This window comes from Aeromonas sp. s9, assembly GCF_040907765.1.
Lineage (GTDB): Bacteria > Pseudomonadota > Gammaproteobacteria > Enterobacterales > Aeromonadaceae > Aeromonas > Aeromonas caviae.
Map to the genome: position 1 here is coordinate 38,322 of NZ_JBFOCK010000015.1, position 18,232 is coordinate 56,553.

Genomic DNA, 18,232 nt, shown 5'->3' on the forward strand with positions numbered 1-18,232 from the left:
AGAAGCATTGTGCTTTTAAACCCTTGATTCCTATTCCAATACGGCCAGGTCACCGATTTGGACATTGAACGGCGAATATTTGTTCTGACTGCTGATGATGGCGCCATCCTCGAACACCTGCACCACCTCGAACAGACCGTCTGCGGGGTTGCGCATCACCCTGGACTTGCCATACGGGTCGACGAAGTCGGCGCTGTGCTGGACCCGGAACTGGTCCCCGAGCTTGACCCCGTTGCGACGGCCCAGGTTGATGTGGGGGCCGCGCTCGTGCTGGGCCACGATCCGGGCGGTGACGGGGGCACAGGCGAGTTCGGCGGCGATGTCCTGGGCCGCCTCCTTCAACTGGTAGCCCACCTCCTGGCCAAAGCTCGACTGCCAGAACTGGCCGCCGCTGCTGCCCACCTGCTCCCGCTTGGAGAAGGTCCAGTTGGCGCGGCCCTTGTACTCCTTGCGGCCAAGCAGGCTGCCGTTGATGCCGTCGAACAGGTAGAGCTGCATGGAGAAATTGCGCACGGGATCCTCATACCAGCTGGTGAGGGCGTTGCCCTGGGGCTCGAGGGAGAGGTCGTCGATGCTGCCGAGCACCAGATACTGGCTGTCGGTGCGCAGGCTCAGGGCCTTGATCTCCTCGAGGGCGCTGCGATCCCCCTGTTGCAGATGGAGAGGGTCGATGCGCAGATTCTCGTCCAGCCACTGGCGAGCGACCACCTGGGGCGTCGTCGCCAGGGTTTCAAACAGCCGGCGGGAGAGATCGGCGGGCATGTCGTCCAGGGCACCGGTGCTCGCCTGGTCCGGGTAGCGCATGCGTAGGCGCACCAGCGTCAAATCCTTGGCGTAGTGCTGGGTCTGACAGATCTGCCGCTCCGCCTGGATGTCGGCCACGAGGGTGATGTACATGCGGCCGTTGCGCACCTCTTCGCGCTTGAGGCGGTACTGGCGGATGTCGCCGCCGGAGCGGATCTGGATCTGCTCGGAGCGCAGGCTGCCGTTTTCCAGGCGCTGGATGCTGGAGACGGAGGCGCCGCTGGCCAGCAGCGCCTGGCGCAGGGCATCCCGGGTCGCCTGCTCGCGGGCGTAGACCTCGTCGCCCCCCAGAATGGCGGCACTGCCCTGGGCCTCGATAAGTTCGGCCCTGGCCGACAGGCTGGCCAGCAGCAGGGTGAACAGCAGCGAAACTTTCATAACAAACACCTTGAGTGGGCGACCCCGCTGCCGCCGGTGGGGCGGGTCAGGGATCCTGGACACAGATCCGGTCTGCACCGGAGCGGGTGACCAAATAAAAGCAAGAATCATGCCTTCTTCCCTGGCCGGAGCCCGCGCGGTGGGCTCCGGTGGCACAGTGCGCGCCTTTGCCCTGGGATCATCGAGGATCCTGCGCGCATTCCCGCCTCAAGTGTTGGCGGTTGCGACCGATAACAGGTCAGGTGCAGATACAGGAAAGGTATCCATGAAGAGAGTTATCACGGTGCTGGCGGTGGCGCTGGCATTGGTCGGTTGCGGGTCGGCCGACCCCATCAATCGGGAGCTGGGAGACCCCCGCCAGGCGGCGAAGGGGATGGAGCTCAACTGGCTGGTGGCCCGCATGACGGATCAGCTGATGGAGCGCAAGTCCCTCACGACCCTGACCGAGCCCATTGCGGTCGCCTCCTTTGTCGATCTCGACACCCTGAAGGACACCAACTGGATGGGGCAGCAGATCGAGGAGAGCTTCATCTACGAGCTGAACCGGCGCGGGGAAGTGGTGGTGGACTTCAAGACCACGGGCAACATCCAGGTGACCCCGCAGGGGGACTTCGTGATGAGCCGCAACTACAAGGATCTCTCGTCCCGGCTACCCATCTCCCGCATCCTGACCGGCACCTTCAGCCGCAATCAGCAGGGGATCCTGGTCAACGCCCGCATCATCGATCTGCGCACCAAGATGGTGGAGACCACGGCCCAGAGCCTGATCCCGAAACAATATTTGTCCGGTGCCAGCAACTCCTTTGGCCGGGCCTCCATCAATCGCGGTTACCTGATGCGGGGGGGCCAGAGCCCGTCCGGCCATCTGGTCAACCTGACCCCTTGAGGTGGCGCGTCATGAAGCGTGAAGCGGGCTGGCTGACATTGAGCCGTGAAACATCGGGTGTGGTGAACAGGAAAACGGGGAAACAGCGATGAAAATCTTGTTGGGTTGCCTGATGGCCATGTTGCTGACGGCGTGCAGTGGCAACCGGGTGGTGAACTATGACGTGGGCGAGAAGCCCGATGACTTCCCGGTGCTCAAGGCGGTGGGTTATGCGGTGATCGACATCCAGCCCGGTCCCTCCCAGTCCGAGAAGATGTTGCAGGCGATCCGCGCCTCCAAGATGGACGCCTACCGGGAGCTGGCGGAGCAGCTCAATGGCCAGCAGGTGCGCGGCCAGAGCAGCTACAAGGACCTGACCCAGACCTCCAACTCCCTGGATGTGTCGGTGGCGGGCATGGTGCGCGGTGCCCGGGTGGTGGCGACCTATCCCCGTGGCAACACCTATGCCACCGAGCTGGAGCTCGACACCCGCAACCTCTATCACCTGAACCAGCTGATGGCGGGCCAGTTCTAGGGCGGGTCCGGGGGGCGCCGGCATGAGCCGGGCGATCATCACGGCACAGACAAAGGCGAGCGCAGGCTCGCCTTTTGGTTTGGTCGGGAAGGGGCTCGGATCTGCGGGGAATAACCGGGGTTGCCGCGTTGGACGGGATAGGGCCTGGGGAGGATAAACGGGCTTGGCGTCTTGGGGGGGGGGAGCTGGTCTTCTGCAGGAGAAACGGACTTGGTGACCGGGCGGGATCCGGCCTGTGGCGAGGAAAAAGGGGGCTGAGATCGAACAAGAGGCGCCCGGGCACCGGAATGGCGGCCTTTTTTGTTTAGGGAAATCTAACGATGCTGCCATGTCGTTAAATAAAGCCAAACAATAGAAAGGCCCGGCAGGCGGCAAAAGGGGGCCGCAACGGGAGGAAGATGGCCTGATGGTGAGTGGAAAGACAGCCGCGCCAGGATCCCGGGTCCACGAGGAAGGCGGTGGAGGGCGGTTTAACGCCGGAAGGGAAGGGCGGGACTGGGCCGCGTCTCACGGGGAGGGCGCAGAGAGCACAAAGGCGAGCCGGGGCTCGCCTTTGTGCGGCAGGGGCGGGATCCGCTCCCCATCAGCTTCCCATCAAGACGGGCGGCACGGCGGTCGGCTTGACGTCTTCGCTCGGGTAGCAGCCCAGCACCTTGATGTAGCGGGTGATCTTGGTCAGCTCCAGCAGGGCGGCCTGCATGGCCGGGGTCTGCAGGTTGGCGGAGACATCCAGGTAGAACATCTCCTCCCAGGGGTTGCCCTGCACCGGACGGGATTCCAGCTTGGTCATGTTGATCTCGTGGCTGCGCAGCACCAGCAGCGCCTCCACCAGGGAGCCCGGCTTCTGGGAGGTGGACATGATGAGGGTGGTCTTGGCCGGGATCTGGGGCGCCACGTCGATGGGCTTGCGCGCCACCACGATGAAGCGGCTGTAGTTCTCCTTCTGGTTGGCGAGCTGCTCGGCCAGCACGTCCAGGCCATAGAGCTCGCCGCCGGCGGCGCTGCCGATGGCCGCCGCTTCCGGGCTTGCCAGCTCCTTCACCTTCATCATGGCGCTGGAGGAGGAGTCGCAGATCTCGTGGCGCGCCCCTTCCAGCTTGCTGAGGTAATGGGAGCACTGCTGGAACACCTGAGGATGGGCGTAGAAGGTCTTGATGCGTTCGATCTCAGTGGGCACGGCGGTGAGGATGCAGTGCTCGATGGGATAGGTGAGCTCACCCACGATGGAGAGGGTGGTGTGCTGCATCACGTCGTACACCTCGTTGATGGAGCCCGAGCTGGTGTTCTCGATGGGCAGCACCCCGAAGGCGGCGCGGCCCGACTCCACCGTGTCCAGCACCTCGCGGAAGTTCTGACAGTTCACCTCGATCACCTGATCCTTGTAGCGGGCCAGGTACTTGCGGGCGGCCAGGCTCGAGTAGGAGCCGCGCGGTCCCAGGTAGGCGACGCTGGTCATGGGCTCCTGCTGCTGGGGGTTGAGCAGGCTCTGCAGGTAGGCCTGCTGGGAGAGCACGGAGTCTTCGATGATGGTGTGGTAGATGCGGGTGATGTACTGGGCATCCAGTCCGAGGGCGCGCCCTTTCTGGATCAGGGCGACCAGCAAGTCCTGTTCGCGCTGGTGGTCACGGATGGGACGGGGATTGGCCTGCTTGGCGCGGGCGACCTCGATGCTGAGGGTCTTGCGTTTGGCCAGCAGGGCGAGCAGCTCCTGATCCAACTGGGTGATGTCGTGTCTGATCTCGTCGAGCGTTGCCATGGTGGTTCCCTATCCAGTGATTCTGTGGTGTGTGGTGCAAAAAAAAGCCTCCGCTGGGGAGGCTCGATTCGTCTTTGGTTTCTGTTTACGCGAATGGTTCACGTGACGACGGGCCTTCCCTCATGTGGGCCGGGTAAACGAGAAAACAAAGAAGAATGGTGTGTTCATGGGCGTGTCCTGAATGTAACGCCATAACCATTAAGGGATTTGGCGGTGCGATGCAAGTAAAACTTGCCCGGGGGCGTTGAACGGGGCAGGGTGGTGGCTCGGGTTGCCGAGGGAGAGTGAGCGTCGTTCTAGTCCCTGTTTATGGCAACCGCCGTGACCACATCCGTGGCAACACATAGAGGGGACGAGACGATGGCGGTGATCTTCGATCTGGGCAGGGTGGTGGTGCGCTGGGATCCGGTGGCCATAGTGAGTGGGGTGCGCGGACCCGAGGGGGCGACAGCGATCGCGGAGCAGCTGTTCAACCACCCGGACTGGCTGGAGGTGGACAGGGGGACCCTCTCCCTGCACACCATGGCCCGTCAGGCGCAGGGGCGCACCGGCCTGTCGATGGCGGAGAATCTGGCCATCTTGCAGGCGGTGCCGTCCTCCCTTGTGCCGGATCCCGCCATGGTGGCGCTCATCGAAGAATTGCACGGTGCAGGCCACACCCTCTATGCCCTCTCCAACATGGGGCACGCCAGCATCGACTGGCTGGAGCAGCATCAGTCCTTCTGGCGCTTCTTCAGCGGCAAGGTAGTGTCGGCCCGGGTGCGGATGCTCAAGCCCGAGCCCGACATCTACCGCTATCTGCTGGTGTCGTTCGACCTCAAGGCTGGGGAGTGCCTCTTTATCGACGACAGCCCGGCCAACGTGGCGGCGGCCGAGGCGCTCGGTCTGCGGGGGCTGATCTTCACCGATCCGGCCCGGTGCCGGGCGCATCTGATCGATCAGGGGTTGTTGCCTGCCTGAGGGGAGCCAGTTTCGCTTCGCAGCGAAAAAAGTGGGGGAAGCGTTGATTTGGAGCAAATAATGTACAGTTTTACCCGCACTCTTTAAGTGTATATTCAGCTTGGGGCGGGCAAAATGGTATCCAGTTCATCATCCGGAGTTGTTGTTATGGATGCCAATGTCGTTGCGCTGCATCGGGGATACGATCAGACCTTTCAAGCCAGGGAACAGAGGCTCATCAACACCCTGGCCGGTTACAGCGAACTGCTTGTCTCCTTCTCCGGCCGACTGGAATCCTGCTACAGCATGGATCTGTGCCGGGCCAGCGGGGTGCGATTTCGCGCCATCACCCTGGACAACCCCACCCTCAGCCGCCAGTCGGTGGCCAGGGCACAGCGCTACTGCCGGCACTACGGCATCCCCCATCAGGTGCTCAAGACCGACGAGATGATCTTCAGCGCCCACCTGGGCCACCTCGCCGAGGTGACCGACCCGGTGCGCTACCTCTGCCAGCAGCTCGAACATGAAGAGGGCCCGCCGCTGCTGATGTCGGCCTCGGTGGAGGAGAAGCGGGAGTACCTGCGCCGATTCCACAGCCTGCCCGCCAACACCCTCTGGATCTTTGCCGAGCAGGGGATGACCAACCGGGATTTTCGCTACGGTTTTCACCAGCGGCAACTGGCGCTCTGGGGAGACGTGGGGGAGGCCTGCCTGAGCCGGCGCTTTGTCGATATGACCTCCCTGGACAGGCGGCACCTGCGGATGGTCGACATGGCCGAGCAGATGCTGGTGGACATGGGACTGGGGGGCGCCCAGGTCTTCTTCCATACCCTGGGTGACAGGGTCACCACCCTTGCGAGGATCCGGGTGCCCGAACGGCTGCGGGCCCTGGTGTTCGACATGCAGCCCACCATCCAGAAGGCCCTCAGGAGTGCCCAGTTCGATCTGGTGACCCTGGATCTGGCCACGCTGGAGGATCCCCACCCCCTGGTCATCTGAGCCGGGGCGTAACGTGAGGGGGGTCATAGGCAAGGAGGGCACGACTCTTTATACTGCCCCCTTCGCATCCTTTATCGAGTGCCTGCCCATGAAACCCCTCTCCCGACTGCTGGTCGCCCTCTGTCTGTGCCCTCTGCTGGCCGAGGCGGCTCCCCTGCACCAGATCACCTTGCCGGATGGTCGCCAGGTGCAACTCAATGACGATTTCACCTGGGAATACCTGCTGGTCAAGCCGGCAGCCACGGTAGCCGGTCAGGCAGTGACGGCGAGTGTCGCGGCCCCGGTGCTGACCGAGCAGGCCATGACCCATCCCGACTTGCTTTCCCAGGCGACCCGGGACGGCATCACGGTGAAGCTGGACCAGGTGGCGGGGGACGATCCCCTCAGCCTGCAGTTCGTGGTGAGCAACACCGGCAGTCGCAACGTGGTGCGCGTCAACGGCAGCCTGACCCTGTTCAGCGCCGACGGGGTACAGCTCTCGACCGAGCCCGTGCGCTTCTGGGTCGGGGAGAACCGCCTGCCTGACTCCTACCTGCGCAAGGGGGAGGCGCGCGCCTCCCGGGCCATCGAGCTGGCACGACCCGCCGGCCTCACCGGCAAGCCGCTGGTGCGGGTGCAGATCGACGAGGTGGAGTTCCGCTAGGATGACGGCGGGGGAGCCCTCGCTCCCCCGCAGAGTGTTGCACCGGTAACCGCCAGCAATATCCGCTTACATCTGACATGGTTTGGCAACAGCTTGCTCCTCGGCGTTGCCCCCTTTGCCCGTCACAATGGCTCCATTCCAGTTAGGTCCGCCTAACTCAACCCATGGAGTCAACAAAATGCAAAAGATCGCACTGTCTGTTCTGGTTCTGGCCGGTCTCTCTTCCACCTCCGTCCTGGCGCAAGATGCCTTCAGCTATGCCAAGGGCTCTGCCACCTGGGCCCACACCAAGTCTGACTACATCGGTGGCAAGGATGGGGAGAACCGCGACTTCGGCGGCCTGAGCCTGGATCTCTCCAAGAGCTTCACCAGCAATGTCTATGGCCGGATCGGCAGCGAATACACCTCCCGCAGCAGCGGCAACGACAGCATGGCCATCTCCAGCCTGGGGATGGGTGTCTACACCCCCCTCAGCACTGGCCTGAACCTCTACGGTGAAACCGGCCTGATGGGCTACAGCCTGGAACGGGAGCTGGCCTCCGATGTGAACCATTCCGGTTGGGATACCCTGGCCCGCAAGAAGAGCGGCAGCCTCTACGGAGAAGTGGGCCTGCGCTACGACATCGGCGCCGTCGAGCTCTCCACCGGCTATCGCTACGCCAACATGACCGACGACATGCACGACTTCAAGGCGGGGGCGGCCTACAAGCTGACCCAGAACCTGGCCCTCACCGCCGACTACACCTATCGCAACTGGGATCTGCAAAAAGGCTCCATCTCCAGCCTGGGTGTGAAATACAGCTTCTGATGATCCTTCCTGCAGGGTCTTCACCTTTACCCATGACTTCGGTCATGGGTTTTTTTTATGGGGGCTGATCCGCCCGCCGCCCCCTGGCCGTATCAGTTCGCAATAGTTATACAGCTTCCAATCTTTTGTATAACTGCTATAACTTACTCAAGGCTTATACAAGGGGCTTCATCATGTACAAGATAAAGGTCGGTATCAGTGCCTGTCTGCTCGGTCAGGAAGTGCGGTTCGACGGGGGCCACAAACGCTCCAGCTTCTGTGAACGGGATCTGGGCGCCCATTTCGACTATCACCCCGTCTGCCCCGAGATGGCCATTGGCCTGGGGGCTCCCCGCGCCGCCATCCGGCTGGTGAAGCGCCAGGGCGAGGTGCGGGCCGAGGCAAGCAACGGCAGCTTCGACGTCACCGACAAGCTGATTGCCTTCAGCGAGCAGAAGGCACGCCAGCTCGACTTCCTCTCCGGCTACATCCTCTGCGCCAAGTCCCCCAGCTGCGGCATGGAGCGGGTGCGCATCTATGGCGCCAACAACGAGGGGAGCGCCAAGGAGGGGGTCGGCCTCTTCGCCAAGGCGCTGATGGAGGCCAACCCCCTGCTGCCGGTGGAGGAAGATGGCCGCCTGTGCGACCCCATCCTGCGGGAGAACTTCGTCCTGCGGGTCTTTGCCTATCACGACTGGCAGCAGCTTTGCGCCCGGGGGATCACCGCCTCAGCCCTGATCCGCTTCCATTCACGCTACAAGTACCTGGTGCTCTCCCACGCCACCACCCACTACCGGGCGCTGGGGCGCCTGCTCGCCAACCTTGGCAAGGCCAACCTGCAGGAGGTGGCCGACAGCTACATCCAGGGGTTGATGGCGGCGCTGACCCTGCGGGCCAACCGCCGCAGCCACACCAATGTGCTGATGCACCTGCAGGGCTACTTCAAGCGGGTGCTGACCCCGGCCCAGAAGCAGGAGCTGTGCGACACCATCGACAAGTACCGCACCGGGGTCTTCCCGCTGCTGGTGCCCCTTACCCTGATCCGCCATTACCTGCGCGAGTACCCGAACCCCTATCTCGCCGAGCAGGTGTACCTCAATCCCCATCCCGACACGCTGAAATTGCGTTACGGGCTGTGAAGGTGTGGCTGGATTTGGCCGATCAGGCCTACCTCGACCTTCATCCCGACACGCTCAAGCTGCGCTACGGGCTCTGAACACCCTGTGCAGGCCCCGGCGGATCACCGGGGCCTCTTCCCAACGTCTGATGGACTCTCTCATGTCTGATGAATCACAAGCAGCCGCGCCTCTCCCCGACGAGGGCGTCTACCCCATTCGCGAGGTCTCCCGCCTCACCGGCGTCAACGCCGTCACCCTGCGCGCCTGGCAGCGCCGCTACGGGCTGGTGCAACCGGCCCGAACCGAGAAGGGCCATCGCCTCTACAGCGAGCAGGATATCCGCCAGATAGGCGAGATCCTGAGCTGGCTGGAGCGGGGAGTGAGCATAGGTCAGGTGAAGGGGCTGTTGAGCGAGCCCCAGAGTGCGCCAGTGAGCGATCACTGGCAGCAGACCCTGGAGCAGTTCAGCCAGGCGCTGCTTGCCTTCAACCAGCGCAAGGCGGAGGCCGAGCTTGGCGATCTGCTGACGAGCTACCCCTTCGAGCTGGTGCGCAACCGGGTGCTGCAGCCCCTGGTGGAGCGGCTGCTGGGGCTGTGGCGCGAGCGCCCCGATGGCGAGCTGCTGCAACAGGTGTGGCTCGGCTGGCTGCATACCCGCTTCGCCCGCCACCTCATCGAGCAGGAGAAGGGCGTCCCCGTCACCCTGGCAAGCTGGGGGCAGGTGGGGCCGCTGGATCTGGTCTGGGCTGCGTATGAGCTCATCGGTCAGGGATATGAGGTGCAACTGCTGGGGGCGGTGGAGCCCCGCCATGCCACCTTGCTGGAGGGGCGCGCCACACCCCCCTGGCTGATCCTGCTGGGGGCCGGGCTCGGCAAGCAGGACCAGGCCGCCGAATGGCCTGCGGGTACCCGCTTCTTTGGCGAGCTGGGACGCCTCTACGATGAGCCGTGGCGGCGTGCCCGCAACTGGCACGCCACCCTGGCAGAGGTCAATGCGACGCCCCGCACTGCCAAGGCGAAGGGCAAGGGCGGGAGAACACCGTCATGAGGCTGGTCTGGTTTCGCAACGATCTGCGTCTGGCCGACAACCCGGCCCTGCGCCACGCCTGCGCCGGAGATGAACCGGTCGCCGCACTCTTCATCGTCTCGCCGACCCAGTGGCAGGCGCACAAGCTGGCCCCGGTCCGCCAGCGCTTCATGCTGGCACAGGTGGATGCCATGGGCCGCGAGCTGGCGGCCCTCGGCATTCCGCTTCATCTGCTGCGGGTCGAGACCTTTGCCGAGGTGCCGACGGCGCTGACGGCGCTCTGCCGGGAGCTCGGGGTGAGCCAGCTCTACGCCAACCAGGCCATCGAGATTGACGAGCTGCGCCGCGACCACACCGTCAGCGCCGCGCTGGGGGAGCAGGGCATGACCAGCCACTGGTTCAACGGCTGCTGCGTGCTGCCGCCCGGTCGGGTGCTGACCGGGTCGGGGGAGATGTTCAAGGTCTTCACCCCCTTCAGCCGCGCCTGGCTCAAGGCTCTCGAGGAGGATGGTTTCGTCATTCACCGTGCCCCCGCACCACGCGGCGAGCCGTTGCCGTGGCTGCCACTGGCCGAGCGGGAGTGGGTGGACGACGGGCTGGGGGATCTGACGCCGGACACCCGCTGGCCGGTGGGGGAGGCCGAGGCGAGACGCCGGTTGCACGCTTTTCTGGATCAGGCGGTGCTCGATTACGGCGAGACCCGGGACTTTCCGGCGCTGGCGGGCACCTCCGTGCTCTCCCCCTATCTGGCGGCGGGCATCATCAGTGCCCGCCAGTGCGTGGGGGCGCTGCAGCAGCGTCTCGGCTACCGGCCCCTGTCGAAGGCCCAACCCGGTTTTGTCTGGCTCAACGAGCTCATCTGGCGCGAGTTCTACCGCCACTTGCTGGTGCTGATCCCGAGCCTCTCCATGAACCGCCCCTTCAAGCCGGAGACGGCGGCCCTGCCGTGGAGCTGGGATCCGGATGCCTTCGCCGCCTGGTGCGAGGGGCGCACCGGCTACCCCGTGGTCGATGCGGCCATGCGTTGCCTCAACGCCACCGGCTGGATGCACAACCGGCTGCGGATGATAGTGGCGAGCTTCCTCACCAAGGATCTCCACATCCACTGGCGGCTTGGGGAGGACTACTTCATGAGTCGGCTCATCGACGGGGATCTGGCGGCCAATAATGGCGGCTGGCAGTGGGCGGCGGGGACAGGGGCCGATGCGGCGCCCTATTTCCGGGTCTTCAACCCCACCACCCAGGGGCAACGATTTGATCCACAAGGGGAGTTCATTCATACCTGGGTCACTGAGCTGGCGGATGTGCCTGCTGCCTATCTCCACGAGCCCCACGACTGGTTGCGGCTCAAGGGGCGGCAGGATTATCCGGCCCCCATGGTGGATCATGCCGTTGCACGGGTGAGGGCCATCGAGATGTTCCGCGAACTGGAGAAAAACTAGCATGAATGACGCGCTGGCCCGCTTTGTCATCCTCTACCTGCAATTGGACAAGCATCAGTTGCACCGCTTGCCGGAGGTCTATGCCGATGAGGTGATCTTCATCGATCCTGCGCACCGGATAGAGGGGCTGGCCGCGCTCACCCGCTACTTTTCCTCCCTTTATGAGCGCCTTGCCCAGTGCAGTTTCGAGATAACGAGTCAGCAGCAGTCGGGCAACGAAGCCTGGCTCGCCTGGGTCATGACCTTCTCCCACCCCAGGATTGCCGGTGGCCGGGCCGTCAGGGTGGAGGGGGCCACCCGGCTGACGTTCGACTTCTGGGGCAAGGTGTGCCTGCACCGGGACTACTTCGATCTCGGGGCCATGCTCTACGAGCAGTTGCCGCTGCTGGGGCCCGTGGTACGGGCCATCAAGGGGAGGCTGGGGACATGAGCGGCCGGGTGCTGATCACCGGGGCCACCTCGGGCATCGGCCGCCAGCTGGCGCTGGATTATCGGCGCGCCGGCTGGCAGGTGTGGGGTTGTGGCCGGGACGAGGTGCGCTTGCAGGCACTGGCCGACCAGGGGATCACCCCTTTGCAATTCGATGCGCGCGACAGCGCCGCCATGGCCGGGGTGGCCGCGAGCCTGCCCGCCCTCGACCTGCTCATTCTCAATGCGGGCAACTGCGAGTACATGGATCCGGCAGAAGGCTTTGACGGCGCCCTGTTTGCCCGGGTCATCGAGACCAACCTCATCGCCACCGGCAACGCCCTGGCCGCCTTGCTGCCGCGGCTGGGGGCGGGTGGACGGCTTGCCATCGTCAGCTCCTCGGTGAGCTGGCTGCCCCTGCCACGGGCGGAGGCCTATGGCGCCTCCAAGGCGGCCCTCGATTATCTGGCGGATACGTTGCGCCTGGATCTGGCCAGCAAGGGCATAGGGGTGACCCTGATCCGCCCGGGCTTCGTGCAGACGCCGCTCACCGACAAGAATGATTTTCCCATGCCCTGCCTGGTGACGGTGGAAGAGGCTTCCCGCGCCATCATGACGGGGCTTGCCGCCGGTCGCCACCAGATCCATTTTCCCCGTCGCTTCATCTGGCTGCTGCGCCTGCTCGGCGCCCTGCCGACGGGGCTCTGGCTGCGCCTTGGCCGCACACTCGTTTCGAAAGGACGCCCTTCATGAAGAAAAAGATCGCCATCGTCGGCTCCGGTATCTCCGGTCTTACCGCCGGTTTTCTGCTCCACAAGCTGCATGACATCACCCTGTTCGAGGCGGCGCCGACCCTGGGAGGCCACACCGCCACCGTGGAGGTGGAACAGGCTGGGCGCCACTATGCCATCGACACCGGCTTCATCGTCTTCAATGACCGCACCTATCCCAACTTCCTCAAATTGCTGGAGCGCATCGGGGTGGGGCGCCAACCCGCCGAGATGAGCTTCTCGGTCAATAGTCCCGAGGGGATGGAGTACAACGGCCACAACCTCGATACCCTGTTCGCCCGGCGCCGCAATCTGCTGAGCCCGCGCTTCTATCGCTTCGTCGCCGAGATACTGCGCTTCAACCGGGAGGCGCGGGCCTGGCTGGCCGCGCATCGCCAGCGGGAGCTGACCCCCGAGCTGACCCTGGGGGACTTCCTGCAGGCGGGGAAATTCAGCGACTATTTCGCCCGCCACTACATCCTGCCCATGGGAGCGGCCATCTGGTCCTCCACCCTGGCGGACATGCGTGCCTTCCCCTTGAGCTTCTTCCTGCGGTTTTTCGCCAACCACGGGCTGCTGGAGGTGGCGAACCGGCCCCAGTGGTATGTGATCCCGGGTGGCTCGCGAGAGTACATAGGGCCGCTCACGGCGGGCTGGCAGTCGCGCATCCGCCTCGCTACCCCGGTGGAGGCGGTGCGCCGGGTGGCGGATGGCGTCGTGGTCACCAGCCAGGGGCAGGAGGCCCATTTTGACGAGGTGATCTTCGCCTGTCACAGCGATCAGGCCCTGGCCCTGCTGGCGGATGCGAGCGACGGAGAGAGGGCCATCCTCGGGAACATGCCCTATCAGGCCAACGACGTCTGGCTGCACACCGACGCCTCCTGTTTGCCGATGCGCCGCAAGGCGTGGGCGAGCTGGAACTACCAGCTCGGTGAGGATGACGGGGCGCGCCCCCTGGTGAGCTACAACATGAACATCCTGCAGGGGGTGAGCTCCCCAGCGCCCTTCTGCGTCAGCCTCAATCCCCGTGGACGGGTGGACGAGAGCAAGGTGTTGCGCCGTTTCGTCTATCATCATCCGGTATTCAATCAGGGCTCCATCGCCGCCCAGCAGCGACGGGGAGAGATCTGTGGCCATCAGCGCACCCACTTCTGCGGGGCTTACTGGTACAACGGTTTTCATGAGGACGGGGTGCGCAGCGCCCTGGACGTGGCCAGACGCTTCGGGGCCGAGCTATGAGCGGCGCCGCGGCCTTGACGCAAGGGGACGAGGGAATGGGGGAGGGGATCAGCGCCATCTGGCAAGGCTCGGTGCGCCACCGCCGCTTCGCGCCGCGTCCCCACGCCTTTTCCTACAGCCTCTTCATGCTGGGGCTGGATCTGGACGAACTGCCCGGGCTTGAGCAGGGGCGCTGGTTTGCCGTGGAGCGGGCCGGACTGCTCTCGTTTCGCCGCGAGGACTATCTGCGGGGCAGCGAAGGGCCCCTCAAGCAGGCGGTCTGGGACAAGGTGGCGGCCCTTGGGGGAGATGCGGAGTCCGGCGGGCGGGTGCTGCTCCTTGGCAACGTGCGCTGCCTCGGGTTTTATTTCAGCCCGGTCAATTTCTACTTCTGCGATCGGGCGGGGGAGACCCGCTACCTGCTGGCGGAGGTCTCCAATACCCCCTGGAACGAGCGCCACTACTACCTGCTGGATCTGGCGGCGCTCTCTCCCCATGACAAGGATTTTCATGTCTCCCCCTTCATGGGACTGGGGATGCGCTACCACTGGCGCATCCGGGCGCCGAAAGAGGAGGCGCTGATCCATATCGAGAGTCACCCCGTATCCGGTGAGAACAAGCTGTTTGACGCCACCCTGGCCCTGCGCCGCGCGCCCTGGTGCCGCAGCGGGCTGGCGGCGCTGCTGGCTCGCTGGCCCTGGATGACCCTGAAGGTGCTGCTCGGGATCTACTGGCAGGCCCTGCGCCTTTTTATCAAACGCACCCCCGTCTTCACCCATCCGGAGAGCCGCCCGTGACGCTGACACACCCGTTTAATTCCGCTTCCTGGTGTTGTCAGCAGCCCATGGCGCGGGTTCATCCCAACCGAACGACCCCACTCTTGACCCATTCGGAGAGCCGCTAATGGAACTTGCTCAATCAACCCTCTCTGCCTCTTTCATCGACAAGGGGGCCAAGCAACTGCTGCTCAAATTGCTGGCGCGCCTTGAGCAGGGCCAGCTGGTGCTCCACGACGGCAGCGAGTGCCACCGTTTCGGCAAGGCGGGCAGCGACCTGCATGCCGAGCTGGTGGTGCAGGATCCGGCGTTTTATCGCCGCCTGCTGCTGGGGGGCAGCATCGCCGCAGGAGAGACCTGGGTGGAGGGTCTCTGGACCAGCCCGGAGCCGGTGGCACTGGTGCGCTTGCTGGCCCGCAATCTGCCGTTGCTCGACGCCCTGGAACGGCGCCTCGGCTGGCTCAGCTTCCCGTTCAACAAGGTGCGCCATTGGTTCAATCGCAATACCCTGACCGGTTCGCGTGCCAACATCGCCGCCCACTATGACCTTGGCAACACCCTCTATCAGGGCTTTCTCGACGATCACATGCAGTATTCGAGCGCCATCTATCCCCACCCGGATGCCACCCTGGAGGAGGGGCAGCAGGCCAAGCTGCACACCATCTGTGAGCGGCTTGAGCTTGGGCCGGACGACCACCTGCTGGAGATAGGCACCGGCTGGGGCGGTCTCGCCGTCTATGCGGCCCGTCACTACGGCTGCCGGGTCACCACCACTACCATCTCCCGGGCCCAGCACGACTATGCCAAGGCGTGGATCGAGCGGGAGGGGCTGGGGGATCGCATCACCTTGCTGCTGGAGGATTACCGCAAGCTGGAGGGACGCTATGACAAGCTGGTCTCCATCGAGATGATCGAGGCGGTGGGGCACGCCTTCCTGCCCGACTATTTCCGCCAGTTGTCGCGCCTGCTCAAGCCCGGCGGACGCCTGCTGATCCAGGCCATCACCATCGCCGATCAGCGTCACGCCCAGTATCTGCGCGGGGTGGACTTCATCCAGCGCTACATCTTCCCGGGAGGCTGCCTGCCCTGCGTCTCCCAGATGGCGGGTCTGCTGGCGCGGGAGACCGACATGCAGCTGGTACGGCTGCACGATCACGGCCACCACTATGCCCGTACCCTGGCCCACTGGTGCGAACGCTTCCTGGCGCTGGCTCCGGAGCTGCCCAAGCTCGGTTACAGCCAGGATTTCATCCGGCTCTGGCACTTCTATTTCGTCTACTGTGAAGGGGGATTCTGGGAGCGGGCCATCAGCCTGGTGCAACTGGAGGCCGCCAAGCCGGGGCCCCATGGCTGGTCCGGGGACTTGCCGGCACACGGTCGCTGATCATGTGGCAGTGGGCCCACCTGCTGGGATTCAACCTCTACTGGTTGCTGGCGGTGAGATGGCAGCAACCGGGCCCGCTGCTCGGGATGCTGCTGCTCCATTTCATCTTCTCCCCCCGCCGCGGGCAGGACTGGCGCCTCATCCCGGTCGCCCTGGCAGGCTGCCTGCTCGACATCCTGCTCTGGCGCCTCGGCCTGTTTCACTTTCCGTCCGGTTTTCCGCTCTGGCTGTTGCTGCTTTGGTGCGGTTTCGCCCTGACCCTCTCCCACGGCCTTCCCTGGCTTCGCCTCTTGCCGCGCTGGCAACAGGGGCTGTTCGGCATGGTGGGGGGCGCCTCCTCCTATATGGCGGGGGCCGCCATGGGGGCAGTAAACTTACCCTGGGGCATCTGGACAAGCGCAGTGCTGCTGGCGGTGATCTGGATGTGGTGGTTACCCGTACTCCTGTGGGTAACGGTCAAGCTGGAGGGTGAGACGAGATGAACACCTTTTCGACCGACACCTTGTTGTTTTCCAAGTGGACCAGGGATGGCCAGTGCGAGCTGGCCGAGCGTTTCTACCTGGTGGTGGCCTGCCAGCGCGATGCCCAGGGGCATCTGGCGAGCGTGGTGATGCAGGATATCAACACCCTGCAGGAACAGGAGATGGACTGGCATGAACTGGAGGATCCCGCCCGTTGGCACATGGGGTGGAACTAGCCTGCTGCTGGCGGCCTTGAGCCTGCCACTGCTTGCGACCGCCCAGAGTGTTGCCGCCCCCTGGCAGGGGCTGCGAACCGTGGGACAGGGGGAGATGCGCTGGCTCTGGTTCAAGATCTATGACGCCACCCTCTACAGCGAGAGCGGTCGCTATCAGCCGGGGCGCTACCCGCAGGCCCTCAGCATTACCTACGCGAGGGCCATCGAGCGCCAGGATCTGCTGGAGGCGACCGCCGCCGAGTGGCAGCGGCTCGGCCTTGGTAGCGAGAGTGAGCGCCAACGCTGGCTGGCTCGACTGGCCACGCTCTGGCCGGATGTCGCCCCCGGCGACAAGCTGGTTTTTTATGTGGACGAGCAAGGCACGGGCCACTTCTGGTTGCGAGATCGCCTCCTTGGCTCTCTTGATGATCCCGCCTTCGCCCCCGCGTTTCTTGCTATCTGGCTGACTGACGACAGCCGGGATCCCGCTCTGACCCGCCGTCTGCGCGGCCAATCCTGATGGAGTATTCCATGAAGTTCTCTTCCTGGTGGCGTCTTGCCTGGTTGCTGCCCCTGCTGTGGCTCTCTGGTTGCGGCGCGGGTCTTGACGATTATCGCGGCTCCCGGCCGGGCTGGGATCTCGCCCGTTTCTTCAATGGCAAGCTGGTGGCCCACGGCCTGGTGACGGACCGCAGCGGCGAAGTGACCAGTCGCTTTCGGGTCGAGATGCAGGGGCACTGGCGAGAGGGCAAGGGGGAGCTGTTCGAGCAGTTTTACTTCGATGATGGCCGTCGGCAGACCCGCACCTGGTTTTTGAGCAAGGGGGCGGATGGCCACTGGCGCGGCACGGCTTCAGACGTGGTGGGGGAGGCGGTAGGCAAGACAGAGGGCTTTGCCCTCAACTGGCGTTATCAACTCGATCTGGCACTGCCGGATGAGAGCGTGGTGAGGGTGAGCTTTGATGACTGGATGTATCTGCTGGACGACGATCGCCTGATCAACCGCGCGAAGATCAGCAAGTTCGGCATTCACCTCGGCGAGGTGATCCTCTATATCGAACGGCTTGAGCAATGAAAGCCGTTGCATTTTTGCCGACGATAGCCATTGGCTATGGATCGGCAAGGCACAGACGATTGTCCTTTGAGTCTGCTTCTGGATAAGCTGACTCCGTTCCCGATAATGCTTACCACCTGGAGGTGAATCATGAAGAGCCCCATTGGTCTTGATACCGTTCAATCACAAGCCCTGGCCGCCGAGCTCAACAAGCTGCTGGCCAGCTACCAGATCCTCTACATGAACGTCCGTGGCTTCCACTGGAACATCCGCGGCAACCAGTTCTTCGAGCTGCACCTGAAATTCGAAGAGATCTACAACGACCTGCTGCTGAAAGTCGATGCCCTGGCCGAACGCATTCTGACCCTGGATGGCGTGCCCCTGCACAGCTTCAGCGACTACATCCAGGTGTCCGCCATCCCCGAGCAGAAGGGGCTGCATGACGGTCGTGCCTGCGTGGAATCCCTGCTGGCGAGCTTCCGCGAACTGCTGGTTGCCCAGCGCCGCATCCTGGGTCAGGCCGCCGATGCCGGTGATGAAGGGACTGCATCCATCCTCTCCGACTATGTGCAGCAGCAGGAAAAACTGGTCTGGATGCTGCGCGCCTATCTGGCCTGATGAACCTGGGGCCGGCTGCCCATGCTCCGGCCCGTA

21 protein-coding genes and 1 other annotated feature are annotated in these 18,232 nt (G+C 64.1%); of the genes, 19 read left to right on the forward strand and 2 right to left on the reverse strand.

All coding sequences use genetic code 11. The features are described from left to right. Nucleotides 1-30: 30 nt before the first annotated feature. On the reverse strand, nt 31-1,182 hold the full coding sequence (locus AB5Y54_RS02280; protein WP_039041370.1) for a flagellar assembly protein FlgT: 1,152 nt from the start codon (nt 1,180-1,182) through the stop codon (nt 31-33). A gap of 265 nt (nt 1,183-1,447) precedes the next feature. Here AB5Y54_RS02280 and AB5Y54_RS02285 point away from each other — a divergent pair, with 265 nt between their 5' ends. Both AB5Y54_RS02285 and AB5Y54_RS02290 read left to right on the forward strand, forming a co-directional pair. Beyond that, complete coding sequence (locus AB5Y54_RS02285) at nt 1,448-2,068, forward strand: FlgO family outer membrane protein (protein ID WP_010673310.1); 621 nt, start codon at nt 1,448-1,450, stop codon at nt 2,066-2,068. 88 nt (nt 2,069-2,156) lie between these two features. Further along, the gene (locus AB5Y54_RS02290; RefSeq protein ID WP_010673311.1) at nt 2,157-2,582 is read left to right on the forward strand and encodes an LPP20 family lipoprotein; all 426 of its coding nucleotides are present in this window, start codon (nt 2,157-2,159) and stop codon (nt 2,580-2,582) included. Nucleotides 2,583-3,165: 583 nt separating this feature from the next. Here the strand turns inward: AB5Y54_RS02290 and pheA are convergent. Next, nucleotides 3,166-4,338, reverse strand: a complete 1,173-nt coding sequence (pheA, locus tag AB5Y54_RS02295; protein ID WP_010673312.1) for a prephenate dehydratase — start codon at nt 4,336-4,338, stop codon at nt 3,166-3,168. A 38-nt stretch (nt 4,339-4,376) separates the two neighbouring features. Further along, nucleotides 4,377-4,510, reverse strand: a sequence feature (Phe leader region). Between the two features lie 188 nt (nt 4,511-4,698). Here pheA and AB5Y54_RS02300 point away from each other — a divergent pair. The 17 genes from AB5Y54_RS02300 to AB5Y54_RS02380 all read left to right on the forward strand — a co-directional run bounded on the left by AB5Y54_RS02300 (nt 4,699) and on the right by AB5Y54_RS02380 (nt 18,196). Then, nucleotides 4,699-5,298 carry an HAD family phosphatase gene (locus AB5Y54_RS02300; RefSeq protein ID WP_052815736.1) on the forward strand — a complete coding sequence of 200 codons (600 nt, stop codon included), beginning with the start codon at nt 4,699-4,701 and terminating at the stop codon, nt 5,296-5,298. Nucleotides 5,299-5,412: 114 nt separating this feature from the next. Further along, entirely contained in the window at nt 5,413-6,276 is an 864-nt protein-coding gene (locus AB5Y54_RS02305; protein WP_161957722.1) for a hypothetical protein, read from the forward strand. 88 nt (nt 6,277-6,364) lie between these two features. Then, nucleotides 6,365-6,919, forward strand: coding sequence for a DUF3157 family protein (locus tag AB5Y54_RS02310; protein ID WP_182957380.1), 555 nt, complete (start codon nt 6,365-6,367; stop codon nt 6,917-6,919). A 178-nt stretch (nt 6,920-7,097) separates the two neighbouring features. Next, a complete protein-coding gene (locus AB5Y54_RS02315) occupies nt 7,098-7,727 on the forward strand; it encodes an outer membrane beta-barrel protein (protein ID WP_039041374.1) in 630 nt (209 codons plus the stop codon). Between the two features lie 173 nt (nt 7,728-7,900). Next, complete coding sequence (locus tag AB5Y54_RS02320; protein WP_010673317.1) at nt 7,901-8,845, forward strand: DUF523 and DUF1722 domain-containing protein; 945 nt, start codon at nt 7,901-7,903, stop codon at nt 8,843-8,845. Nucleotides 8,846-8,984: 139 nt separating this feature from the next. Further along, complete coding sequence (locus tag AB5Y54_RS02325; protein ID WP_368153175.1) at nt 8,985-9,872, forward strand: MerR family transcriptional regulator; 888 nt, start codon at nt 8,985-8,987, stop codon at nt 9,870-9,872. After that, nucleotides 9,869-11,293 carry a deoxyribodipyrimidine photo-lyase gene (gene phrB / locus AB5Y54_RS02330; protein ID WP_368153176.1) on the forward strand — a complete coding sequence of 475 codons (1,425 nt, stop codon included), beginning with the start codon at nt 9,869-9,871 and terminating at the stop codon, nt 11,291-11,293. Before AB5Y54_RS02325 ends, phrB begins: the two co-directional genes overlap by 4 nt. A 1-nt stretch (nt 11,294) precedes the next feature. Then, nucleotides 11,295-11,723 (forward strand): nuclear transport factor 2 family protein, encoded by a 429-nt coding sequence (locus AB5Y54_RS02335; RefSeq protein ID WP_368153177.1) that lies wholly within the window; start codon nt 11,295-11,297, stop codon nt 11,721-11,723. Next, nucleotides 11,720-12,454: an SDR family NAD(P)-dependent oxidoreductase gene (locus tag AB5Y54_RS02340; RefSeq protein ID WP_201901494.1), complete on the forward strand. Its 735-nt coding sequence runs from the start codon at nt 11,720-11,722 to the stop codon at nt 12,452-12,454. The genes AB5Y54_RS02335 and AB5Y54_RS02340 overlap by 4 nt, the downstream gene beginning before the upstream one ends. Continuing rightward, nucleotides 12,451-13,710, forward strand: coding sequence for an NAD(P)/FAD-dependent oxidoreductase (locus tag AB5Y54_RS02345; protein WP_368153178.1), 1,260 nt, complete (start codon nt 12,451-12,453; stop codon nt 13,708-13,710). The genes AB5Y54_RS02340 and AB5Y54_RS02345 overlap by 4 nt, the downstream gene beginning before the upstream one ends. Further along, nucleotides 13,707-14,486 carry a DUF1365 domain-containing protein gene (locus AB5Y54_RS02350; RefSeq protein WP_244073193.1) on the forward strand — a complete coding sequence of 260 codons (780 nt, stop codon included), beginning with the start codon at nt 13,707-13,709 and terminating at the stop codon, nt 14,484-14,486. Before AB5Y54_RS02345 ends, AB5Y54_RS02350 begins: the two co-directional genes overlap by 4 nt. A 106-nt stretch (nt 14,487-14,592) precedes the next feature. Next, nucleotides 14,593-15,849: a class I SAM-dependent methyltransferase gene (locus AB5Y54_RS02355; protein WP_368153179.1), complete on the forward strand. Its 1,257-nt coding sequence runs from the start codon at nt 14,593-14,595 to the stop codon at nt 15,847-15,849. 2 nt (nt 15,850-15,851) lie between these two features. Next, nucleotides 15,852-16,331, forward strand: coding sequence for a DUF2878 domain-containing protein (locus AB5Y54_RS02360; RefSeq protein WP_052816343.1), 480 nt, complete (start codon nt 15,852-15,854; stop codon nt 16,329-16,331). Next, a complete protein-coding gene (locus tag AB5Y54_RS02365) occupies nt 16,328-16,546 on the forward strand; it encodes a TIGR02450 family Trp-rich protein (RefSeq protein ID WP_010673326.1) in 219 nt (72 codons plus the stop codon). The genes AB5Y54_RS02360 and AB5Y54_RS02365 overlap by 4 nt, the downstream gene beginning before the upstream one ends. Further along, on the forward strand, nt 16,503-17,045 hold the full coding sequence (locus AB5Y54_RS02370) for a chalcone isomerase family protein (protein WP_162624617.1): 543 nt from the start codon (nt 16,503-16,505) through the stop codon (nt 17,043-17,045). Before AB5Y54_RS02365 ends, AB5Y54_RS02370 begins: the two co-directional genes overlap by 44 nt. A gap of 11 nt (nt 17,046-17,056) precedes the next feature. Beyond that, nucleotides 17,057-17,599 (forward strand): DUF3833 domain-containing protein, encoded by a 543-nt coding sequence (locus AB5Y54_RS02375; RefSeq protein ID WP_080768134.1) that lies wholly within the window; start codon nt 17,057-17,059, stop codon nt 17,597-17,599. Nucleotides 17,600-17,728: 129 nt separating this feature from the next. After that, complete coding sequence (locus AB5Y54_RS02380) at nt 17,729-18,196, forward strand: Dps family protein (protein WP_010673329.1); 468 nt, start codon at nt 17,729-17,731, stop codon at nt 18,194-18,196. The last annotated feature ends 36 nt before the right edge of the window (nt 18,197-18,232 follow it).